General features: G+C 70.0%; 19 protein-coding genes. 15 read left to right on the forward strand and 4 right to left on the reverse strand.

The genetic code is table 11. From position 1 onward, the window contains the following. Window positions 1-14 precede the first annotated feature (14 nt). The 8 genes from ACFRCG_RS35445 to ACFRCG_RS35480 all read left to right on the forward strand — a co-directional run bounded on the left by ACFRCG_RS35445 (window position 15) and on the right by ACFRCG_RS35480 (window position 9,266). Window positions 15-1,043: an agmatine/peptidylarginine deiminase gene (locus ACFRCG_RS35445; RefSeq protein WP_380039195.1), complete on the forward strand. Its 1,029-nt coding sequence runs from the start codon at window positions 15-17 to the stop codon at window positions 1,041-1,043. Beyond that, window positions 1,040-2,695, forward strand: a complete 1,656-nt coding sequence (locus ACFRCG_RS35450; protein WP_380039197.1) for an ABC transporter substrate-binding protein — start codon at window positions 1,040-1,042, stop codon at window positions 2,693-2,695. Before ACFRCG_RS35445 ends, ACFRCG_RS35450 begins: the two co-directional genes overlap by 4 nt. After that, window positions 2,692-3,654, forward strand: a complete 963-nt coding sequence (locus tag ACFRCG_RS35455; protein WP_380039199.1) for an ABC transporter permease — start codon at window positions 2,692-2,694, stop codon at window positions 3,652-3,654. The genes ACFRCG_RS35450 and ACFRCG_RS35455 overlap by 4 nt, the downstream gene beginning before the upstream one ends. Continuing rightward, window positions 3,651-4,508, forward strand: a complete 858-nt coding sequence (locus tag ACFRCG_RS35460) for an ABC transporter permease (protein ID WP_380039202.1) — start codon at window positions 3,651-3,653, stop codon at window positions 4,506-4,508. The genes ACFRCG_RS35455 and ACFRCG_RS35460 overlap by 4 nt, the downstream gene beginning before the upstream one ends. Next, on the forward strand, window positions 4,505-5,542 hold the full coding sequence (locus ACFRCG_RS35465; RefSeq protein ID WP_380039204.1) for an ABC transporter ATP-binding protein: 1,038 nt from the start codon (window positions 4,505-4,507) through the stop codon (window positions 5,540-5,542). Before ACFRCG_RS35460 ends, ACFRCG_RS35465 begins: the two co-directional genes overlap by 4 nt. Further along, a complete protein-coding gene (locus ACFRCG_RS35470; RefSeq protein WP_380039207.1) occupies window positions 5,535-6,353 on the forward strand; it encodes an ABC transporter ATP-binding protein in 819 nt (272 codons plus the stop codon). The genes ACFRCG_RS35465 and ACFRCG_RS35470 overlap by 8 nt, the downstream gene beginning before the upstream one ends. Window positions 6,354-6,564: 211 nt before the next feature. Then, entirely contained in the window at window positions 6,565-8,022 is a 1,458-nt protein-coding gene (locus tag ACFRCG_RS35475; RefSeq protein WP_380039210.1) for a purine-cytosine permease family protein, read from the forward strand. 203 nt (window positions 8,023-8,225) lie between these two features. After that, a complete protein-coding gene (locus ACFRCG_RS35480) occupies window positions 8,226-9,266 on the forward strand; it encodes an agmatine/peptidylarginine deiminase (protein ID WP_380039212.1) in 1,041 nt (346 codons plus the stop codon). A gap of 146 nt (window positions 9,267-9,412) precedes the next feature. Here the strand turns inward: ACFRCG_RS35480 and ACFRCG_RS35485 are convergent, their stop codons facing one another. After that, window positions 9,413-10,897 (reverse strand): hypothetical protein, encoded by a 1,485-nt coding sequence (locus ACFRCG_RS35485; protein ID WP_380039214.1) that lies wholly within the window; start codon window positions 10,895-10,897, stop codon window positions 9,413-9,415. A 175-nt stretch (window positions 10,898-11,072) separates the two neighbouring features. On the opposite strand from ACFRCG_RS35485, the gene ACFRCG_RS35490 reads away from it, so the two are divergent. The 5 genes from ACFRCG_RS35490 (at window position 11,073) to proP (ending at window position 14,717) form a co-directional block, all read left to right on the forward strand. Next, window positions 11,073-11,393, forward strand: a complete 321-nt coding sequence (locus ACFRCG_RS35490; protein WP_380039216.1) for a hypothetical protein — start codon at window positions 11,073-11,075, stop codon at window positions 11,391-11,393. Window positions 11,394-11,914: 521 nt separating this feature from the next. Next, window positions 11,915-12,238: a cupin domain-containing protein gene (locus ACFRCG_RS35495; protein WP_380039218.1), complete on the forward strand. Its 324-nt coding sequence runs from the start codon at window positions 11,915-11,917 to the stop codon at window positions 12,236-12,238. Window positions 12,239-12,460: 222 nt separating this feature from the next. Further along, the gene (locus tag ACFRCG_RS35500) at window positions 12,461-12,622 is read left to right on the forward strand and encodes a hypothetical protein (RefSeq protein ID WP_380005773.1); all 162 of its coding nucleotides are present in this window, start codon (window positions 12,461-12,463) and stop codon (window positions 12,620-12,622) included. 168 nt (window positions 12,623-12,790) lie between these two features. After that, on the forward strand, window positions 12,791-13,009 hold the full coding sequence (locus ACFRCG_RS35505) for a hypothetical protein (protein ID WP_380039220.1): 219 nt from the start codon (window positions 12,791-12,793) through the stop codon (window positions 13,007-13,009). Between the two features lie 292 nt (window positions 13,010-13,301). Next, entirely contained in the window at window positions 13,302-14,717 is a 1,416-nt protein-coding gene (gene proP, locus ACFRCG_RS35510; protein ID WP_380039223.1) for a glycine betaine/L-proline transporter ProP, read from the forward strand. Window positions 14,718-14,814: 97 nt separating this feature from the next. Here the strand turns inward: proP and ACFRCG_RS35515 are convergent, their stop codons facing one another. Further along, the gene (locus tag ACFRCG_RS35515) at window positions 14,815-15,624 is read right to left on the reverse strand and encodes a TetR/AcrR family transcriptional regulator (protein ID WP_380039225.1); all 810 of its coding nucleotides are present in this window, start codon (window positions 15,622-15,624) and stop codon (window positions 14,815-14,817) included. An 87-nt stretch (window positions 15,625-15,711) separates the two neighbouring features. Here ACFRCG_RS35515 and ACFRCG_RS35520 point away from each other — a divergent pair, with 87 nt between their 5' ends. Together ACFRCG_RS35520 and ACFRCG_RS35525 are read left to right on the forward strand one after the other, a co-directional pair. Then, on the forward strand, window positions 15,712-16,101 hold the full coding sequence (locus tag ACFRCG_RS35520; protein ID WP_380005781.1) for a VOC family protein: 390 nt from the start codon (window positions 15,712-15,714) through the stop codon (window positions 16,099-16,101). 344 nt (window positions 16,102-16,445) lie between these two features. Beyond that, window positions 16,446-16,901, forward strand: a complete 456-nt coding sequence (locus ACFRCG_RS35525) for a hypothetical protein (RefSeq protein WP_380039228.1) — start codon at window positions 16,446-16,448, stop codon at window positions 16,899-16,901. 95 nt (window positions 16,902-16,996) lie between these two features. Here the strand turns inward: ACFRCG_RS35525 and ACFRCG_RS35530 are convergent, their stop codons facing one another. Both ACFRCG_RS35530 and ACFRCG_RS35535 read right to left on the reverse strand, forming a co-directional pair. After that, a complete protein-coding gene (locus ACFRCG_RS35530; RefSeq protein ID WP_380039231.1) occupies window positions 16,997-17,479 on the reverse strand; it encodes a hypothetical protein in 483 nt (160 codons plus the stop codon). Between the two features lie 56 nt (window positions 17,480-17,535). Beyond that, window positions 17,536-17,946: a thioredoxin family protein gene (locus ACFRCG_RS35535; protein ID WP_380039234.1), complete on the reverse strand. Its 411-nt coding sequence runs from the start codon at window positions 17,944-17,946 to the stop codon at window positions 17,536-17,538. Window positions 17,947-18,588 lie beyond the last annotated feature (642 nt).

Genomic DNA, 18,588 nt, shown 5'->3' on the forward strand with positions numbered 1-18,588 from the left:
GAAACGAGAAACCCATGACGTACCGAATGCCGGCCGAGTGGACCCCTCACGACGGCTGCCTCATGGCCTGGCCCACCCGGCCCGACCTGTGGGGCGAGATGTTCGACCACGCCAAGCACGAGTACGCCGCCGTCGCCCGCGCCATCGCCGAGTTCGAGCCCGTCACCATGGTCACCGTCCCCGGTGCCGCCGAGGACGCCCGCGCACTGTGCGGCGACGGCATCCGGATCATCGAACTGCCCATCGACGACTCGTGGTTCCGCGACTCCGGCCCGATCTTCGTGCTCGACGAAGCCGGCTCGCGGGCGGGCGTCGACTTCCGCTTCAACGCGTGGGGCGGCAAGCACCATCCGTGGGACGCCGACGACAGGATCGCCGCGGCCCTGATCGACGCGCTCGGCGACCCGCGGATCGACTCCCGGATGATCCTCGAAGGCGGCGCCATCACCGTCGACGGCGAGGGCACACTCATCACCACCGAGCAGTGCCTGCTGCACCCCAACCGCAACCCGGGGATGACGCGCGCCGAGATCGAGGCCGAGCTCGAGGCACGCCTGGGCGTCACCAAGATCATCTGGCTGCCCTACGGCGGGTTTCTGGACACCGAGACCGACGGACACGTCGACGGCGTCTGCGCGTTCACCGCCCCCGGCAAGGTCATCGTGCAACTGCCCGCCGACCCGGCACATCCCGACTACGCGCGCATGCGCGCCAACCGCGCGGTACTGGAGGCCTCCACCGACGCGCAGGGACGCCCGTTCGAGATCGTCGACGTCCCCCAGACGGCGTTCGTCGCGTGGGGCGGCAGCGACATCGAGGTCTGCTACCTCAACTTCTACATCGCCAACGGCGGCGTGATCGTGCCGATCGCCGACCACCCCGAGGACGCGGGCGCGCTCGCGATCGTCCAGTCCGCCTTCCCCGACCGCAAGGTCGTCGGCGTCCCGACCCGCACCGTGGCGTTCGGCGGCGGCGGCGTCCACTGCATCACCCAGCAGATCCCCGCAGCGCACCCGACGACCACCGAAGGGAACCTCCGATGACGAGACCCGGGCCCACCCCCCTCGGACGAGCGCGACGGGCCGCACCGCCCGCGGTCGCCGCCGTGGCCGCCTTCGCCATGGTCGCGGCCTGCTCCGGACCGCCCAAGCACGACCCGGCCCGACAGGCCGCGAACTACCGGCTCTCCCCCGGTACCCCGCCGGCCAAGGGGAACATCGACTCGTTCCGCTGGGCGCTGTACGCCGAACCGCTCTCCCTGGACTACATCACCGCGTTCGACTACCCGCAGAACACGGTGCTGTCCAACGTCTGCGAGAGTCTGATGCGCTGGACGCCGCAGCTGACCCTGGCACCGGGCCTGGCCGAGAAGGCGGCCAATCCCGATCCCACCACGTGGGTCTACGACCTGCGGCCCGGCGTGAAGTTCCACGACGGGTCGGTGATGACCGCCGACGACGTCGTCTACAGTCTCGGCCGCCAGATGAACCCCGACCTGGGCGCCGCGTGGGCCGAGTCGTTCGAGAACGTCGACACCGTCACCGCGACCGGACCGCTCCAGGTGAGCGTCAAACTCAAGCGGGCCGACTCCCTCTTCCCCCAACTGATGGCCACCGCGGCCGGCGTCGTGGCGAGCAGGAAGGGCGTCGAGGCCGCCGGCAAGGACTACGGCACCACCGGCGGCCTCGACTGCACCGGCCCGTACAAACTCGGCGACTGGGCCAAGGGCCAATCCCTCCGACTCGAACGCTTCGACGACTACTGGGGCGGCAAGGCCAAGGCCAAGCACGTCGAGTTCAAGTTCCTCACCGACGCGTCGGCGCGCACCAACGCGATGCTCGGCGGCGAGGTCGACGGCGGCTTCCTCATACCGAGCGAGAGCTACGAGCGGCTGCGTACCAGCGGCGCGGGCACCCTGTACTTCGGTGAGGGCCTGAGCACTCTCAACGTCAACGTCACCAGCATGAAGGGCACCCTCTCCGACGTCCGGGTACGCAGGGCCCTGTCAATGGCCCTGGACCGGCCCGGGATCGTCAAGACCGCGCTCGCGGGCAACGGGACGCCCACCGCCTCCCTCACCCCGCGCGCCGCCTGGGCCGGTGCCCCGGACGACGCGAAGTCCGCCGCGTTCGACCGCCTGCCGTCGAGCACGCAGGACATCGAGCAGGCGAAGAAGCTCGTCGAGGAGGCCGGCGCCAAGGGCAAGACGGTCACCGTCGCCACCAGCCCGATCGGCCAGGACGTCTCCCTCGTCGCCACCGCGATCCAGGACGCCGGCACCAGGATCGGCCTCAAGGTCGAGTTGAAGACCATCGCCCCGGACGCGTTCTCGGCGCTGTTCACCGACCCCAAGGCCCGCGAGGGCATCGACATGTTTCCGGAGACGTACTACCTGTCCGTCACCGACCCGGTCGACCTCTTGCGCAACTTCCGCACCGGCGGCTACCAGAACCACGCCGGCTACGGCGACCCCGAGTTCGACGCGCTCGTCGCGAAGATCACCGACACCTACGACCCGGCGCAGCGCTTCGCGCTGGAGGCGAAACTCCAGCAGAAGGCCGCGGACGAGGTGCTGTGGCTGCCCATCGCCGAGTGGCCGTCCACGGTCTTCTTGAACAAGAAGATCACCGGCGCGCCGACAACCATCGCGTACATGTACTACCCGTGGGCGGCGGATGTGGGGGCCGCGGGGTGAACTTCGTGAGATTCGCCGTCCGGCGGCTGCTGGAAATGGCCGCCACCTTGCTCGGCGCTTCGTTCGTGGTCTTCGGCGCGATGTACCTCGCGCCGGGCAATCCGGCGAGTTTCCTGCTGGGAGGGCGGTCGGCGTCCCCGGCCGCCCTCGCGGCGATCGACAGGCAATACCACCTGAACGACCCGTTCATCGAGCAGTACGCGCGCTGGCTCGGGAACATCCTGCACGGCGACTTCGGCCGTTCGATCGAGTACCGCACCGACGTGTCCCACCTGCTGTCCTCGCGCCTGCCCACCACCCTGCTGCTGGTCGGCATGGCCCTGGTCCTCGTCGTGGTGCTCGGGCTCGCCCTCGGCTGGGTCGGTGCCGTGCGCGGCGGCGCGACCGACTCGGCGATCCTCGTCGGCACCACGTTCGCGATCGGCACCCCGGCGTTCGTCGCGGCGATCCTGCTCCAGGGCTTCCTCGCGGTCGAACTCGGCTGGTTCCCCTCCGGCGGGAGCGGCAGCGGCGACGGATTCGGCGCCATGCTGTGGCACCTGACGTTGCCCGCCGTCGCGCTCGCGCTGTACCTGGTCGGGATGCTCGCCCGGGTGACCCGCAGCGCCATGCTCGAGCAACTGGGCTCCGAACACGTCGCGGTCGCCCGAAGCCGCGGCATCCCGGAACGGCACGTCGTCAGCCGTCACGTCTTCCGCAACGCCCTCGGCGCGGTGCTGACCACCGGCGGGCTCATCGTCTCCAGCCTGCTGGTGTGCACCGTCCTCGTCGAGACCGCGTTCAGCGTCGGCGGCGTCGGACAACTCCTCGAACTCTCGTCCACGACCAAAGACTTCCCCGTCGTGCAAGCCATCTCCCTCATCATCGTCGGGCTGTTCATGACCGTGAACCTGATCATCGATCTCCTGCTGCCCGTCGTCGACCCGCGCATCACCCTGGGAACGAGGGCCACCGCATGAGCACGACCCTCGTACGCCGCCCCGGACTCGCGCGGATCCGCGCCACCGGCCACAGCCCCCTGTACCTGGTGAGCGCCGCCTTCGTCGGCCTCGTCGTGGCGGTCGCCCTGATCGCGCCGTGGATCGCCCCGCACGACCCCAACACGGTGGAACTGGGCAACGCCCTCGCGGCACCGTCCGGCGACCATCCGCTCGGCGTCGACGCGGCCGGACGCGACACCCTCTCCCGCCTCGTGGAGGGCGCCCGCACCTCGCTGCTCGGCCCGCTCGGGGTCGTGGTGTTCTCCACCATCGCGGGCGGAGCCGTCGGCGTCGTCGCCGGGTGGCGCGGCGGGTGGCTGGACTCGCTCCTGTCCCGCACCACCGAACTGACGCTGGCCTTCCCGGGACTGCTCCTCGCCATCCTGTTCACGTCGGTATACGGAGAGGGCCTGCTCGCCCCGGTGGTCGCGCTGTCGGTCGCGTACCTGCCCTATGTCGCCCGGCTGGCCCGCTCCCTCGTCCTCGCCGAACGCGAACGCCCGTACGTGGCCGCATATCGCGTCCAGGGCCACTCGGCCACCGACGTCTGCCTGCGGCACGTGGTCCCCAACATCGCCCCCGTCGTCCTGGCCCAATGCACCGTCAACTTCGGCTACGCCCTCATCGACCTGGCCGGCCTGTCCTTCCTCGGCCTGGGCGTACCCGCCCTCACCCCGGACTGGGGACGCATGGTCTTCGACGGCAAATCCGCGATCCAGAGCGGCTACCCGCTGTCCGCGATCATCCCCTGCCTGGTGATCATCCTGACCGTCGTCGCGTTCAACGTGGTCGGCGAACGCTGGGCCGACAAGGTCGCCGGAAGGAACCGATGAACATCACGAAGCACGACCCGGCGGGCAAGGCGCCGTCCGCGGCCCATGAGGATTCCCACGCCGCGCTGGACATCCGCGGCCTTCGCATGCGCCTGCCGCGCACCGCCCGACCGGTCCTGGACGGCGTCGACCTGACCGTCGGCACCGGCGAGACCGTGGCCCTGGTCGGCGAATCCGGCTCCGGCAAGACACTCACCTCGCGCACCGTCCTGCGCCTCCTGCCCGCCGGCACCACCACCGAGGGCACCGTGCACGTGGCAGGCGACGACGTCCTGACCATGAACGCCCGACAACTGCGCCATCTGCGCACCCGGACCGCGGCCATGATCTTCCAGGACCCACGCACCGCCATCAACCCGCTGCGCCGCATCGGCGACTTCCTCACCGAGAGCGTACGGCTCAACAAGATCATGTCTTCGGCCGCCGCGGAAGCCCGCGCCGGCGAACTCCTCGAAGCCGTCGGACTGACCACCGACGTGCTGCGCCGATACCCCGGCCAACTCTCCGGCGGCATGCTCCAACGAGTGATGATCGCCGCCGCCCTCATGGGCGACCCGACCCTGCTGCTGGCCGACGAACCGACCACCGCACTGGATGTGACCACGCAGGCCGAAGTCGTCGCCCTCCTCGGCGACCTGCGCGCCCGCTTCGGCACCGGACTGCTGTTCGTCACCCACGACCTGGGCCTCGCGGCAGCCATCAGCGACCGCGTCTACGTCATGTACGCGGGCCGCATCGCCGAAACCGGGCCCGCCGCATCGGTATTCGCCCGACCCCGCCACCCCTACACCAAGGCCCTACTGGACTCCACCCCGAGCCTGGACGCCCCACAGGGCCGACTCGCCGCCATCGACGGCCAACCCCCGGACCTACGCCGGGAACTGGCCGGCTGCCCCTTCGCACCACGCTGCGCCCACGCCACCGACCTGTGCACCACCGAGGCCCCCCGAAGCACGCCCGCGCGCGGCGAACCCGCACACACCGCCGGCTGCCACCACAGCGACCGTCTCGAAGGGACGCCCGGCAATGCCTGACCCCCTCCTCGAAGTCCGCGGACTGTGCCGGACGTTCGGTGACGTACGAGCCGTCGACGACGTCACCTTCACCCTCGCGGACGGCGGCTCGCTCGGCATCGTCGGCGAGTCCGGCTCCGGGAAGACCACGACCGCCCGCATCGTCGTGGGGCTGGACCGCGCCGACGCCGGGCACGTGCGCGTCCGCGGACAGGACCGCACGACGCAACCCCGAGGCCGCGCCGAACGCCTCGCCCGCGCCCGCCAGATCCAAATGGTCTTCCAGGACCCCTACCTCTCGCTCGACCCGCGCACCAGCGCCGAGGCCGTGCTCCGCGAGACGCTCGAACTGCACCGGCCCGGCACCGATCCGGCACCACGGATCCGCGAACTCCTCGACCAGGTGGGCCTGGGCACCCGCGCCGCCGACGCGCTTCCCCGCGAACTGTCCGGCGGGCAGCGGCAACGCGTCGCCATCGCCCGGGCCCTCGCGGTCGAGCCGGCCATCCTCGTCCTCGACGAGGCCGTCGCAGCGCTCGACGTGTCCGTACAGGCGCAGATCCTCAACCTTCTCGCCGAGATCCGCGACGAGACCCGCATCGGCTACCTGTTCATCACCCACGACCTCGGCGTGGTCCGATGCGTCACCGACGACGTCATCGTCATGCGCCGCGGCCGGATCGTCGAATCCGGCCGCACCGCCGACGTACTGGCCCTGCCGAACCACGCCTACACCCGACTGCTCATGGACTCCGTACCTCGACCGGGCTGGGACCCACACGCCATCGGCGCCGCACGGCGCGCGCTGCGGAGCGACGACACGACGGCATGACGCGGCGCTGCCCATCCACCACGGGGAATTCGGGATCCGAGGGTCGGCCGGCCGCCGCGCGGTATCCCCCGGCGTTTGCGCCCGACTCGCCGTCGGTGAGCAGCGCCGGCACCTCCGAGGTTCGGCACACCGCTGTCACAGGCGTCGGACGCACGACCCGGCGCGATTCCCCCACACCCTCTTCGTCCCCGCGTCCCTTGGGAGTTCGGCCATGACCGAAACCGCGCAGCCCCAGGAAGCCCCACCCGTCGAACCGGTCCGGGCGTCGGGGATCGAGCAGCGATCCATCGACTGGGTTCCCGGCAACGAACGCCACGGCAAGGTCTCCACGCTGGGCGCGATCTGGTTCGTCACCAACGTCAACCTGACCGGACTGGCCACCGGCGTGGCCACCCTCGCCGTCGGCGCCGGCCTGTTCTGGACGCTGGTGGCCACCGTCGTCGGCTCGGCGTTCGGCACGTTCTTCATGGCGTTCCACTCGGCGCAGGGGCCGCACCTGGGGCTGCCCCAACTCGTTCAGTCCAGGCCGCAGTTCGGCTACCTCGGGGCGGCGCTGACCGTATGGGTGTTCGCGCTGGTCAACTACCTCGCGTACAACACCTCGGACGCCCTGCTGTCCGGGGCCGCGACGAACACGCTCTTCTCGGTCCCGGACACCGTCGGATACCTCGGATCGGCCGCCGTCGCCGCCGTGCTCGCACTGTACGGCTACCGCTGGATCCATCGCGTCGAACGCCTGCTGACCTGGCCCCTCGTCGCGGTACTGGTCCTGCTCGCCGTCGCGGTGCTCGCGCATCCCGGGTCCACGGCACAGGCATGGCGCCCCGGGGACTTCGCACTTGCACGGGTCATGACGGTGTTCGTCATCGTGGCCGGGTTCCAACTCGGCTGGGCACCCTACGTCTCCGACTATTCGCGCTACCTTCCCGCGAACGTCGGGGTCCGCGCCACCTTTTGGTGGACCTACCTGCCGAGCGCCGTCTCGGCGGTCTGGGTGTTCGTCCTCGGTTCGGCCGTCGCCGCCGTCGAGCCCGAACAGAGCGACCCGGTCACGGCGTTCAAGGCCGTCGGCGACTCGCTCGCGCCCGGGCTGGGATGGGCGATCGTGCTGCTGCTCTTCCTCGGACTGCTCGCCATCATGGCGATCAACCAGTACGGCGGATCCCTCGGCATCATCTCGATCATGGACTCGTTTCGACCGGTCGCCGCGACCCGCAGGCTGCGGGTGGCCGCCATCGCGGCCATGGCGGTGGCGGTCTTCGTGATCGCCCAGGCCGTCGGCGCCGACCGGTTCAACGAGTTCTACGGCAACGCCCTGGTCTTCCTCGCCTACCTGTTCACCCCGTGGACGGCCATCAACCTGGTGGACTTCTTCTTCGTGCGGCGCGGAACGTACGTCATCGCCGAGATCTTCAAGCGCGACGGCATCTACGGGCTCTGGGGCGGCCGGGGCATCACCGCCTACCTGGTGGCTCTCGCCGCGATGGCGCCGTTCTTCGTGACCGAACCCTTCACCGGCCCTGCGGCTCGCGCGCTAGGCAACGTCGACTACTCGATGTTCGTGGGCCTGCCGGTGGCGGCCGTCGCGTACTGGGCGCTGTGCCGCAACCTCGACCTCGCGCACGAACGTGAACTCGCCGCCGCCGAGGGAGCGACCACGCGGCTCTGAGCATCGCGGTGCCGCCGCCCGTGAGCGCACATCGATGTAGTGACTGAATTTTGACTGAATTTTCAGTCAGGTAAACTGCGATGACACGGGCCGGAGCCCGTTCCGGGCCGACCGGTTGCGCGTACGTGTGCGGCGGGGAGCCACCGGGTACGGCACCCGTTCTCGGGCGCGCCCGCATCGCCTCGCACGACTTGGAGACCCTCGTGACCCACAGCAGCGGTGACCGTTCCACCGACGCCCGGGTGCCGGCCGACGAGGCGCCGCACGCGCGAACGTGGATGTCGTGGCCGTGGCGCCGAGGAGTGTGGGGCCTGCGGCTGGGCAAGGTCCAGGACGACATCGCACTGATCGCCCGGACGATCGCCGAGTTCGAGCCGGTGGTCATGTGCGCCCCGGACGACTACACGGCGAAGCGGGCACGCTCGCGGTGCGGCTCCGGCGTGGAGGTGACCACGGACATCCCCACGGATGACCTGTGGATGCGCGACATCGCTCCGGTGTTCCGCCACGACCGACACGGCGGCCTGGACGCGGTGGTGCTCAACTTCAACGGCTGGGGCGACAAACAAGTCCACGACGACGACGCCTTCGTCGCCGAACGCCTCGCCGCGCGCCAGGGACTGCGGTACTCCCACGCCGCCTTCGTCGGCGAGGGCGGCGCGGTGGAGACCGACGGCGACGGCACCGTCATGGCCACCGAGAGCAGCCTGGTCAACAAGAACCGCAACCGCGCCATGCACCGCGACGAGATCGAGTCCGCCGTGCTGGACGCGTACGGCGCGGAGAAGATGATCTGGCTCCCGGGGATCAAGGGCAAGGACATCACGGACGACCACGTCGACGTCACCTCCCGGTTCGTCCGGCCCGGCGTCATCATGGTCCAGTTGCCACCACCCGACCGCAACGACGCGTGGGCGCGGGACGCCCGCGAACAGTTCGCGATCCTGTCCGCCGCCACCGACGCCCGCGGGCGCCGCCTCCAAGTCGTCCCCGTACACGGTCCCGACACCGTGCGCTCGCGCAGCTCCTCGTTCGTCGACTCCTACCTCAACTTCCACGTCGTCAACGGCGGCGTCATTACCGCCGAGTTCGGCGACCACGCCAAGGACGCCACCGCGAAGGAAGCACTGGCCGCGGCATTCCCCGGCCGCGAAGTGGTCCAGATCGACGTCGACCGCCTGATGGCCGGAGGCGGCGGCATCCACTGCTCGACCATGCACGAGCCACTGCCCGCCACGCCGTAGCCGGGGGGTGTTCCCGGTTGAGCAGTGCGGTCTCGCCGCCCTCCACCTTCGCGCCGCGACGCTCTGGGTCGACACTCACGGGAAACCGGACAAGCGTCGCCCTGCCTCGCCAGGTAGACGACTCTCGTCGACGGCTCGGAAGAGGGTCAGCTCACCGGCGCGCTCCGGCCGGCTCCGGTCGTGACGTGCAGGGCACCCTGGTGCAGGTCGAGACCGCGGGCGACGGTGGGCTTGCCCACGCGGACGAGCCTGCCGGGTCCCTGGAACGCGTCGGTGCAAAGCCGGAAGGTGTCCGGATCGGCGCAGTCGACGGTGCGCAGTCGCCAGGGGGCCGACGAGGTGTCGTCGCCGCGGGGCGGCAGAGCGAGGTGGAGCTGCGCAACGGCCGGACGCTCTGTCCCGTAGTCGGTGTGTGTCGCCGTCCAGGCGGCCATGACGAGAACCGCCTGCGACGGCGTATGCGACACGGGCGAGCCGTCGTGGAGGTCGGGAGTTGTTCGTTGTGCGGGGCGGGGGGTGTCGACGATGTCCGTGCGCCCCGCGCGTGCCCTGAGGACGGTGGCGATCCAGCGGGTGATGTCCGGGTCGCCTCGGTCGCCCCAGGCTCGGATCACATCCCGGAAGGCCGCCTCGCGGCGGCGGGCGCCGCGTTGCGACCCGGCGGTCAGGATCGCTTCGCCCGCTCCCGAGAAGGCTTCGCACAACTTCGTCACGTGGACGTCGTCCGCATGGGCGGCGTAGCGTACGGAACGCAGTTCCAGCATGGCGTGGTGCAAAAGCGCGGCGGCGGCGTGCGCGTCGGGATCCAGGTCTGTCCCCGGCGGCCGAAGCGGTGGACCCGATCGGCTGGTTCGGGCAGGGGTGTCGGCGTCGGCGCGTCGGCCGCTGGTCGACAGGTGCCATGAGTGGTCGTCCAGGCGATACTCGCCACCGGCGGCGCGGAACCGACCGCCGGGGCCCAGGGAGATCCCGACCTCTCGCACTCCGATGTCCAGGATCACTCCCCGCGTGTCGGCAAGGCCGAAGGCGATGTCGGTGACGTCGTCCAGCCACACGTCCAGCAGGGCGGGCGGCGCGGCCTCGTCGACGGCGAACCTGCGGTCGGCGACGAGTCGGACGTGGGCGGTCAGGCGAGTACCGGCACGCTCCACCCGCAGGTGGCGGACCGACGCCGTTGCCAGATCGTAGTCGGGGGACAGTTCGTCGACGTTTGGGCGCGTGAGCCGGTGTTGCGGTGCCATGACGTGTCCGCGATAGTCCCGGCCCGGCGTGTGCGGCCCGGCCGGTGGTAGGAGCGGTTCGATGTCGTACCCGGCGATCGCGGCCTGCTCGGTCATCCATGCGCGCCGCCGCTCGCCGAAGCCGGCCATCCATTCCAGTACGGCCGTCGCCCGCCGCTCGCGTCGACCGGCGTTGGACGTGCTCGCGGCCCAGAACAGTGGAAACAGGTTGTTGTCCCACACATCCGCCGCCTCGCGAATGGCTTCCCGATCGAACCGGCGGACATCCGCCGCAGCGTCCGCCATCCGGTCCAGTGAACGATCCAGCAGCGCCGCCAGGACGGACATCGCCGACGCGGCACGCACGAGCGAGCGCGGTGCATCGGACGGTGGAGGGACAGGTACGGCCACGCCGTGATCGTCGCACACCCATCCGACCGGACACAGGAGTCCCGCCAGGCACCGGCGGGCAACAGCGCTCGGCGAACGGCGACTTCGTCCTCCTTCCGCGTCCACACCGCACCGTGGATCCCGAGATCGGCTTCGGTCTCGAAGCGAGACCATGCACCGCCTGTACGGTTCTGCCATGACGGCGGCCGAGTACCCCATGTTGGTGCACGCATTTCCGGAACTCGTCGCCGAAATCGTCGAGTTGTTGCGCGCCGACGGCGATCCCGCACTGGCCGGCGTGGTGGGTGGCCTGCGGTACTTCGGACGGTGCACGTGCTCGCCGACGTGCCTGCTGACCGCTCCGCGGGGTTCGCCGTGCTTCTCCGTCGCCGAGTTGGAACGTGACACGGACGTCGTGATGTGGCTGTGGCTCGACGCCACGGCAACGACCATCACCCACATCGAGATCATCGACGGCCGCACCCTGGGCCCTGCCGCCCGACAGCCGAAGTCGTAATCCCATTCCGTCACGCCGAAACGATTGCGGGGTTCGTGACTTTGCACCGCGTCTTCCGGGCTGTCGTCGGCAGCGCCGCCTGCCGAGGAACCGTGATGCGTCCATCGGGCGGATTCGTCGCCGCGACCGGCGTGGCACCCCGTCGGTCACGCCCGCGATCGTGGGACACATCGCGAGGCCCGTTCTCGTCGACGATCACCGAGACGGCCGTACCTCCCCGCACCTCGTCCACCCGGAGTGTCCGCGCGGATCGGTTCGGGCGTGCGTGTACGGGCGGTCACGTGAGGGGAACCGATCGTCCCTGTCCGCCTCTTGCCTTCGTCGCCGACCGGCGGGAGGATCCGGCGTCGACATCACATGGGCCGGATCGGACAAGGGACGGACAATCCACGGCAACCGAAGCGCAACACCCGCCGGCCGAGACCACGGGAGACTTGGATTTGATCGCGGCGGGAGGCGCGCGGGGCGCGATGCCTGACGTTCCCGGGCCGCAGCGCGGCGGCTCTGGCATGATCGCCGCCATGAGGGTTATCGAATCCGGCATCTTCGCGCCGGCCCCGGACGGTTCCGCCGACTACGTCGAGCACTTGCGCGTCCCGGCACTGAGCTTCGGGACGTACTCGATCCCCGCCGGACAACCCGACGACCAGGTGCCGCACGCCGAGGACGAGATCTACACGGTGGTGGCCGGCACAGGACGGTTCACCTCCGGTGACACCACCGTCGAAGTCACCCCCGGGGTCTCGCTTTTCGTACCCAAGGGCGAGGAACACCGTTTCCACGACGTCACCGAGGACCTGACCGTTCTGGTCTTCTTCGCGCCCGCCTACACCGGGCGCGGCTGACCCCCCGGCCGCACGCCGCGACCGCGCCGAGCCTCACGGCCGCACCCTTGCTCGGCTGAGTGCGTGGCACGCAACCCGCCGAACGGGCGGACACAGGCTCCATCCGTCGGATGCGATCCGGTCGGCGACGTGTCCGAGGCAGGGGGCAGGGGTTGTTCACTTCGCACGCCGCATTCGGCGCTCCCCTGCACACGGCAGGCTTCGGCGTGCCACCATGGGCGCATGACTAGTGCGTACCCGGAGCCCGGTCCGGCTGCCGAAGTCGACTGGACCGACAGCATTCCTGTCCCCCCTCTCGACTACGCCTCCCAGCGCGAGTTCGAGCAGGCCCTGGAAGGCGCCCTGGACGAACTTCTCCCCCTTTTCGAGGATGCGGGCCTGTAACCGGTGTACGCGCTTTCGGACGACCACCTGCGCCGAGTCAACGCCTCCGTCGGAGGAACCGGCCGCGAACGGGATCCACGCCTGCTGAGTTCTCTCCAAGCGGCGGTGTACGGCAGAGGCTTCAAACGGCCTCTGCATCCGACGTTGCCGCAACGAGCCGCGGCCCTGATGAGCTACATCACCCAGGCGGCGGTCTTCGAGAGCGCCAACGAACGCACAGCCCTGACGGCCGGAACCGTGTTGTGCACGATCAACGGCCACCGCATCGTGTGGACGGATTCGAAGGAAGCCGACGCCTTCATTCGGGCCGTGGGATACGCCCATCCGACCGTTTCGTGGATAGCCGACCGGATCGAAGCGCGCCTCCAGCCCATTCCGCGCTCGTAGTCGCCCCGGGGCCCTGATCGACACGTTGCCCGCAGGGGCGCCGAACAGGCAGCCCGTGGTGGCTGCTTCATCACCGGAGCCATGTCGTCGACACCGGCAACTCGTGTCCTCGGTGACGTGATCCGTGCGTCCTGGAACGGCGGTCCCGGGCACACCGCGTGCGGAGACCCGGTCCGCTCTAGGTCCGCTGGCGCAGATTTACCCGATTTTCGGGCAGTTTGGTGCTTTTTGCGGAGAAGTCTGTGTCGTGCCCCGTTTCGCATGGCCACCTGCCCCAACCTGGAGCGCGGGGGTGGTTCCGGGACGAGGGAGACAGGTGCGCGAGGAAGACATCACGGTCGTCGACGCCAAGACCGTGGACACCGCGGTCAAGGCGACCATGCTCGGCAATGCCATGGAGTGGTACGACTTCGGCATCTACGCCTACATGGCGGTCACGATCGGGAAGGTGTTCTTCCCCTCGGGGAACGACGCCGCGCAGACGTTGTCCTCGTTCGCGACCTTCGCCGCGGCCTTCCTGGTCCGGCCGCTCGGCGGCTTCTTCTTCGGGCCGCTCGGCGATCGGATCGGGCGCAAGAAGGTGCTCGCGATCACGATGCTGATGATGGCGAGCGGCACGTTGTGCATCGGGCTGATCCCCGACTACGGCACGATCGGCTTCGTCGCGCCGATCCTGCTGGTCCTGTTCCGGATGCTCCAGGGATTCTCGGCCGGCGGCGAGTACGGCGGCGCGAGTACGTTCATCGCCGAGTACGCGCCGGACAAGCGGCGCGGGTTCTACGGCAGTTTCCTGGAGTTCGGCACGCTGATCGGCTACATCCTGGCGGCGAGCCTGGTCACGCTGCTGACGGCGGTGCTCAGCGATCACGAGATGCGTACGTGGGGGTGGCGCATCCCGTTCCTGGTGGCGGGCCCGATCGGGGTGATCGGGCTGTATCTGCGGCTGCGGCTGGAGGAGTCGCCGGCGTTCGCGAAGGTGATGGAGCGGTCGACGGCGACCGAGGCGGAAACGGGGAAGGACGAGCACGGGAACGAGACGGTGCGCGAGTTCAAGCGGATCTTCCTCGGCCAACGGCGCGCGATGGTCATCTGCATCGCGCTGGTCGCGGCGTACAACATCAACGACTACATGCTGCTGTCGTACATGCCGACGTACCTCTCCGACACCCTCGGCTACAACGAGACGCACGGTCTGCTGCAGATCGTCGTGGTGATGATCGTGCTGCTCGCGGTGATCCACCCGCTGGGCGGGCTGACCGACCGGATCGGCCGCAAGCCGGTGATCATCACCGGGTGCGTGGGCTTCATGGTGCTGCCGATCCCGTGCTTCGTGCTGATCAAGCAGGGCGACCTGGTGCCGATCTTCATCGGCCTGCTGATCCTGGGCCTGGTCCTGGTCTGCTTCCTGGCCACCATGTCGGCCGCGTTGCCCGCCCTGTTCCCGACCGAGATCCGCTCCGGGGCGCTGTCCGTCTCGTTCAACATCTCGGTCTCGCTGTTCGGTGGCACCACTCCGTTCGTGGCCGAGGCGCTGGTCGACGGGACGGGCAACGACTACATGCCGGCCTTCTACATGATGCTCGCGGCGGCCGTCGGCCTGGCCGCCGCGCTCACGATGACCGAGACGGCCCGCAAGCCGCTGATGGGTTCGCCGCCGGCGGTGGAGACGGTCGAGGAGGCTCGGGAACTGGTCGCCGCGCAGCCGTGATCACGGCCGGCGGCGCCACGCGGTGTGCACGACCTCGCCGGACCGTTTCCGGTGCGTCGGTTCGCGCCGTGTCGGTTCGCGGTGTGTCGGATCCTGCTCAGCCGGGCGTTGCCCCGTCGGGTGTCGCGGTCGGCGCCCCGTCGTCCCTGTGTCGGTCGATCAGGACGGCGAAGGCGTCGAGGACACGCCGCAGGCCGAAGGAGTAGGCGTGGGCCGGGTCGTGGGCACTTCCGTGTGCGGCGCCCGCGGCCGCGCCGACGCGGACGGCCGTGGGATAGGCCTTCTCGTCGAGCACCCGGGCCAGCAGGGGGGCGTTCAGCTCCCACCACTGTCGGTCGTTCATGGCGCTGTCGTTTCGGGCGGCGCGGGCGGCGGCGTCGGCTCGGGCGCACGCCTGCACGAAGGTCAGCAGGTGGGTCAGGCAGTCGTCCATCTCGACGTCGTCCAGGCCGAGGCCGTCGAGTCCGGATAGTTCGTGCTCGTACTTCGCCATCTGCCCCGGCCCCAGGGGAGGTCGGATCGTGGAGACGGTCACGGCCCACGGGTGGCGGTCGAACAGGGCGATGTTCTCGTCCGCGATGGCGGTGACGCGCCGGCGCCAGGGTTGTCCGGTGGTGTCGGAGCGGGGCATGCGGGTGTAGGCGGCGTCGAGCATGAGGTCGAGGAGCTCGGCCTTGCCGGGGACGTAGGTGTACAGGGTCATCGGCACCACGCCGAGGTCCTTGGCCACTCGGCGCATGGTCAGCGCCTCCAGACCCTCGGCGTCGGCGATGGTCGTGGCCGACTCGACCACCGCGTCGACGCTCAGTCCCCGTCGTGGCCCTCGGCGACGGTCGGAGGAGGCGTCGCGCCACAGCAGGCGCAGGGTGTGGGCGGGGTCGCCCGAGCCGGTTCGTTCCGTCGACATGGTCGTCCTCTCGCTTTTCAACTCTGTACGCTGTACATTGTACGTCGTACAGAGAAGTTGCTCGTCGTGTTCTCGGAGGCATCTTTCATGAAGGTCACGTCCAGTGCCGTATCGCTCAACGTGGACGACGTCCCGGCGTCCGCCGGCTTCCTCGTCGAGCACTTCGGATTCCGCGAGGAGATGGCCGCCGACGGCTTCGCGTCCCTGACCCGCGACGACGCCGGGATGAACGTCATCTTCCTGCGCCGGGGGCTGGAAAGCCTCCCGGCCGACCAGCGCGACGTGCACGCCACGGGATTGATCCTCGCCTTCGTCGTCGAGGACCTCGAAGGCGAACTGGCGCGCCTGCGCGCCGAAGGCGTCACGATCACGATGCCGCTGACCGACGAGGAGTGGGGCGAGCGCGCCTTCCAGGTCCGCGACCCCAACGGAGTCATCGTGCAGCTGGTCGACTGGAACGCCCCCACCACCGCCTGAGCCGAGCGACGGCCGCGCCCCGAAAGCACCGCGGGGCGCGGTCGGCCCGGGCTCGTGCCGGGGGTCGTGGATCGCGGGTGTAGGCGGACGGAGGCGGCTGCGTGCACGGCGCCGCCCACGCACCGAACCGCCCGCCCGCCGGCCGGCCGGCACACCACGACGCGCGTCGGTGCCTCCCCCATCGGCGGTAGGCGCGGCGACTCGGATCAACCCGGCACCGCAGGACGAACTTGACCCTGCGGTTGACGCTTCGGATCGATGTGCGGCCATAGCTTCGGTCTCGTAAGGAAATCCGCGAGAACGGGGTGAGACGAGTGAAGACGGTACGACACGGACGGTGGCGGGTGCCTGCGGTGGTGACGGCGACTGCCCTGCTGTCGTTGGGCGCGAGCATGGCGGGCACGGCCGAGGCGGCTTCGGGAGATGAGGTCGCCCAGGCGGCCGCGAAGACGGGCCGCAGTGACGCATGCGGCCCGAAGGGGTGCGGGAGCGCGACGGTGACATGGGGCAGCACCCAGGTCACGAACGTGAGCATGTCGGTGCGGGACACGGCGTGCAACAGTCACACCGTCGGTATCCAACTGCAGGTGGAGGGGTTCGACGGGCACGCGTGGGGCGGCCCGGTTCACTGGCTTCCGAAGGGTTGGACCTGCAAGGACGGCTACAAGGGCTGGTATGGCCTGCACGCGAACATGGGGTGGAAGATCCGTTCGGTGAGAGCGGTGGTCTACGCGAAGAACGGTGGAGGCGAAAACCCCACCCTGTACGGGGGCAACAGGGCCGACAATCCCTACACGTAGCCGTCGAGATCGGTATCGGGGGACCGGGTGAGGCGGACAGCCGCGCCTGGTCGCCCTCGGCTCGGGAACGCCGCCCTCTCGCACGGCGGTTCACGTCAGCGGAGGTCGAGTGGGATCGCCTTGTCCACCTCCGGCTTCAGGCACGCGTTTGCGCTGCACGCGCCGTAGGTGACGACCGCCTCGGCACGCCGGCCGCCCGTTCGGCGCACCGGCAGGGTGAACGTGACCGGACCGTCCGGGTAGACCGGAAGTTCGGTGGCGAGACCCGTCAGCCTCAGGAGCCGCGTCGAACTCCCGGTCGCGGGCGTGCCGTCGGCGGCGAGGTCGCCGCGGACTCCGATACGGGTGGGGATGCCCAGACCGTCGACGCCTCCCTCCGGGAGATCGACGCCGTAGATGTGGAAGCCCGGTTGGGGGGTGAACGTCACCTCGAGTTCGCGTCGGCCGTCGTGTGGCAACCGAAGCGCGGCGGTGACGGTGACCCCGCTCGCGGTGACACTCGCCGTGGGCGGGGCAGGGGTGGAGGCCGTTTCCCGCGTCGATCCGCATCCGCCCAACGCCACGACCGTCGCCGCCACCCACGCCCATGAGCATGACCACGCCGGGGCGGACCGCCGCCGGCGCGGGTGGGTTCTCACTTCCGCCCCGCGTCGCCCGGCGCCCAGCGGGTCAGGAATTCGGCGACCTGTCCCGGGTCGAGATCGCGGGCGTTGGCCAACGACCCGTCGTTGGTGGCGGTGCGTACGCTGCCGTCGGGCGCGAGTACGGCCAACGCGGGGATTCCGCTTGTCGTGAGGTCGACGTAGCGGGCGGCGACATCGAGGTTGTGGTCGAACTCGCCGACGTCGACGCGGACGACGACGTAGTTCCTCGCCAGGAGCGGTGCCACCTGTGGGGATCGAAACAGGTGGTGCAGGACCCGACAGTCCGGACACCAGTTGGCACCGAAGTCGATCAGCACAGCGCGATCGCTCTGTGCGGCGGTCGCGAGGGCGGTACGGATGTCGGCGTCCGCGTCGCGCGTGGAGTCGAACCGGTCCGACACCGCCGTGGTCCCGGGAGAGGGACCGTTGCCGGCCTCGCCGATGGGGCCTTTGGATGCCTTCGGAGCCGACGTGGACGGGGGCGCCGTTCGGGGAATGGGGGCTCTGGCGTCGTCCTCGGCCCATGGGACGCCGGCGGAGTCGTTCGCGCCGCACCCCGCAGTCGCGAACACCGCCGCCAGGACGGCTGTCAGGCATGGACGTACGCCGCGCACGTATCCCCCTCGCTGAGAATGGTCGCCGGAAACTACCAGTAGCACGAGTGGAGTTCGCACCTGGGGCCGGTGGTGGACGGGGGTGGGAATGCCGAACGTCGGGCTCTGGTGGCCTTTCTCCCTTTCGTCGGCGCGCCGCGCGTCACACGGGCTCGGAAGTCCGTCCGATCCGGGCCGTCCCGGTGACGCGGTGCGGGTTCGTCGCCGCCGGTCGCCGGTACTCGGGCGCCCACACGCCGCGAGCCCGAAGGATACGGCGATCCGCGAAACGCTCGCGGTGTGTCGGAAGCGGAGGACGCCGAGGCGATGCGCACGCTCGGATGGCGACGCTGGTCGGCGGCTCGCCGTCCCGGGCCCCCGCGGGGGCCGGCCGCGGGGGCCCCGGGGGGGGGGGCGGGGGGAGCCCCGCGCCCAGCGCCCGGCAACCCC

The organism is Embleya sp. NPDC056575, assembly GCF_042793325.1.
In the GTDB taxonomy this organism is placed as follows: domain Bacteria; phylum Actinomycetota; class Actinomycetes; order Streptomycetales; family Streptomycetaceae; genus Embleya.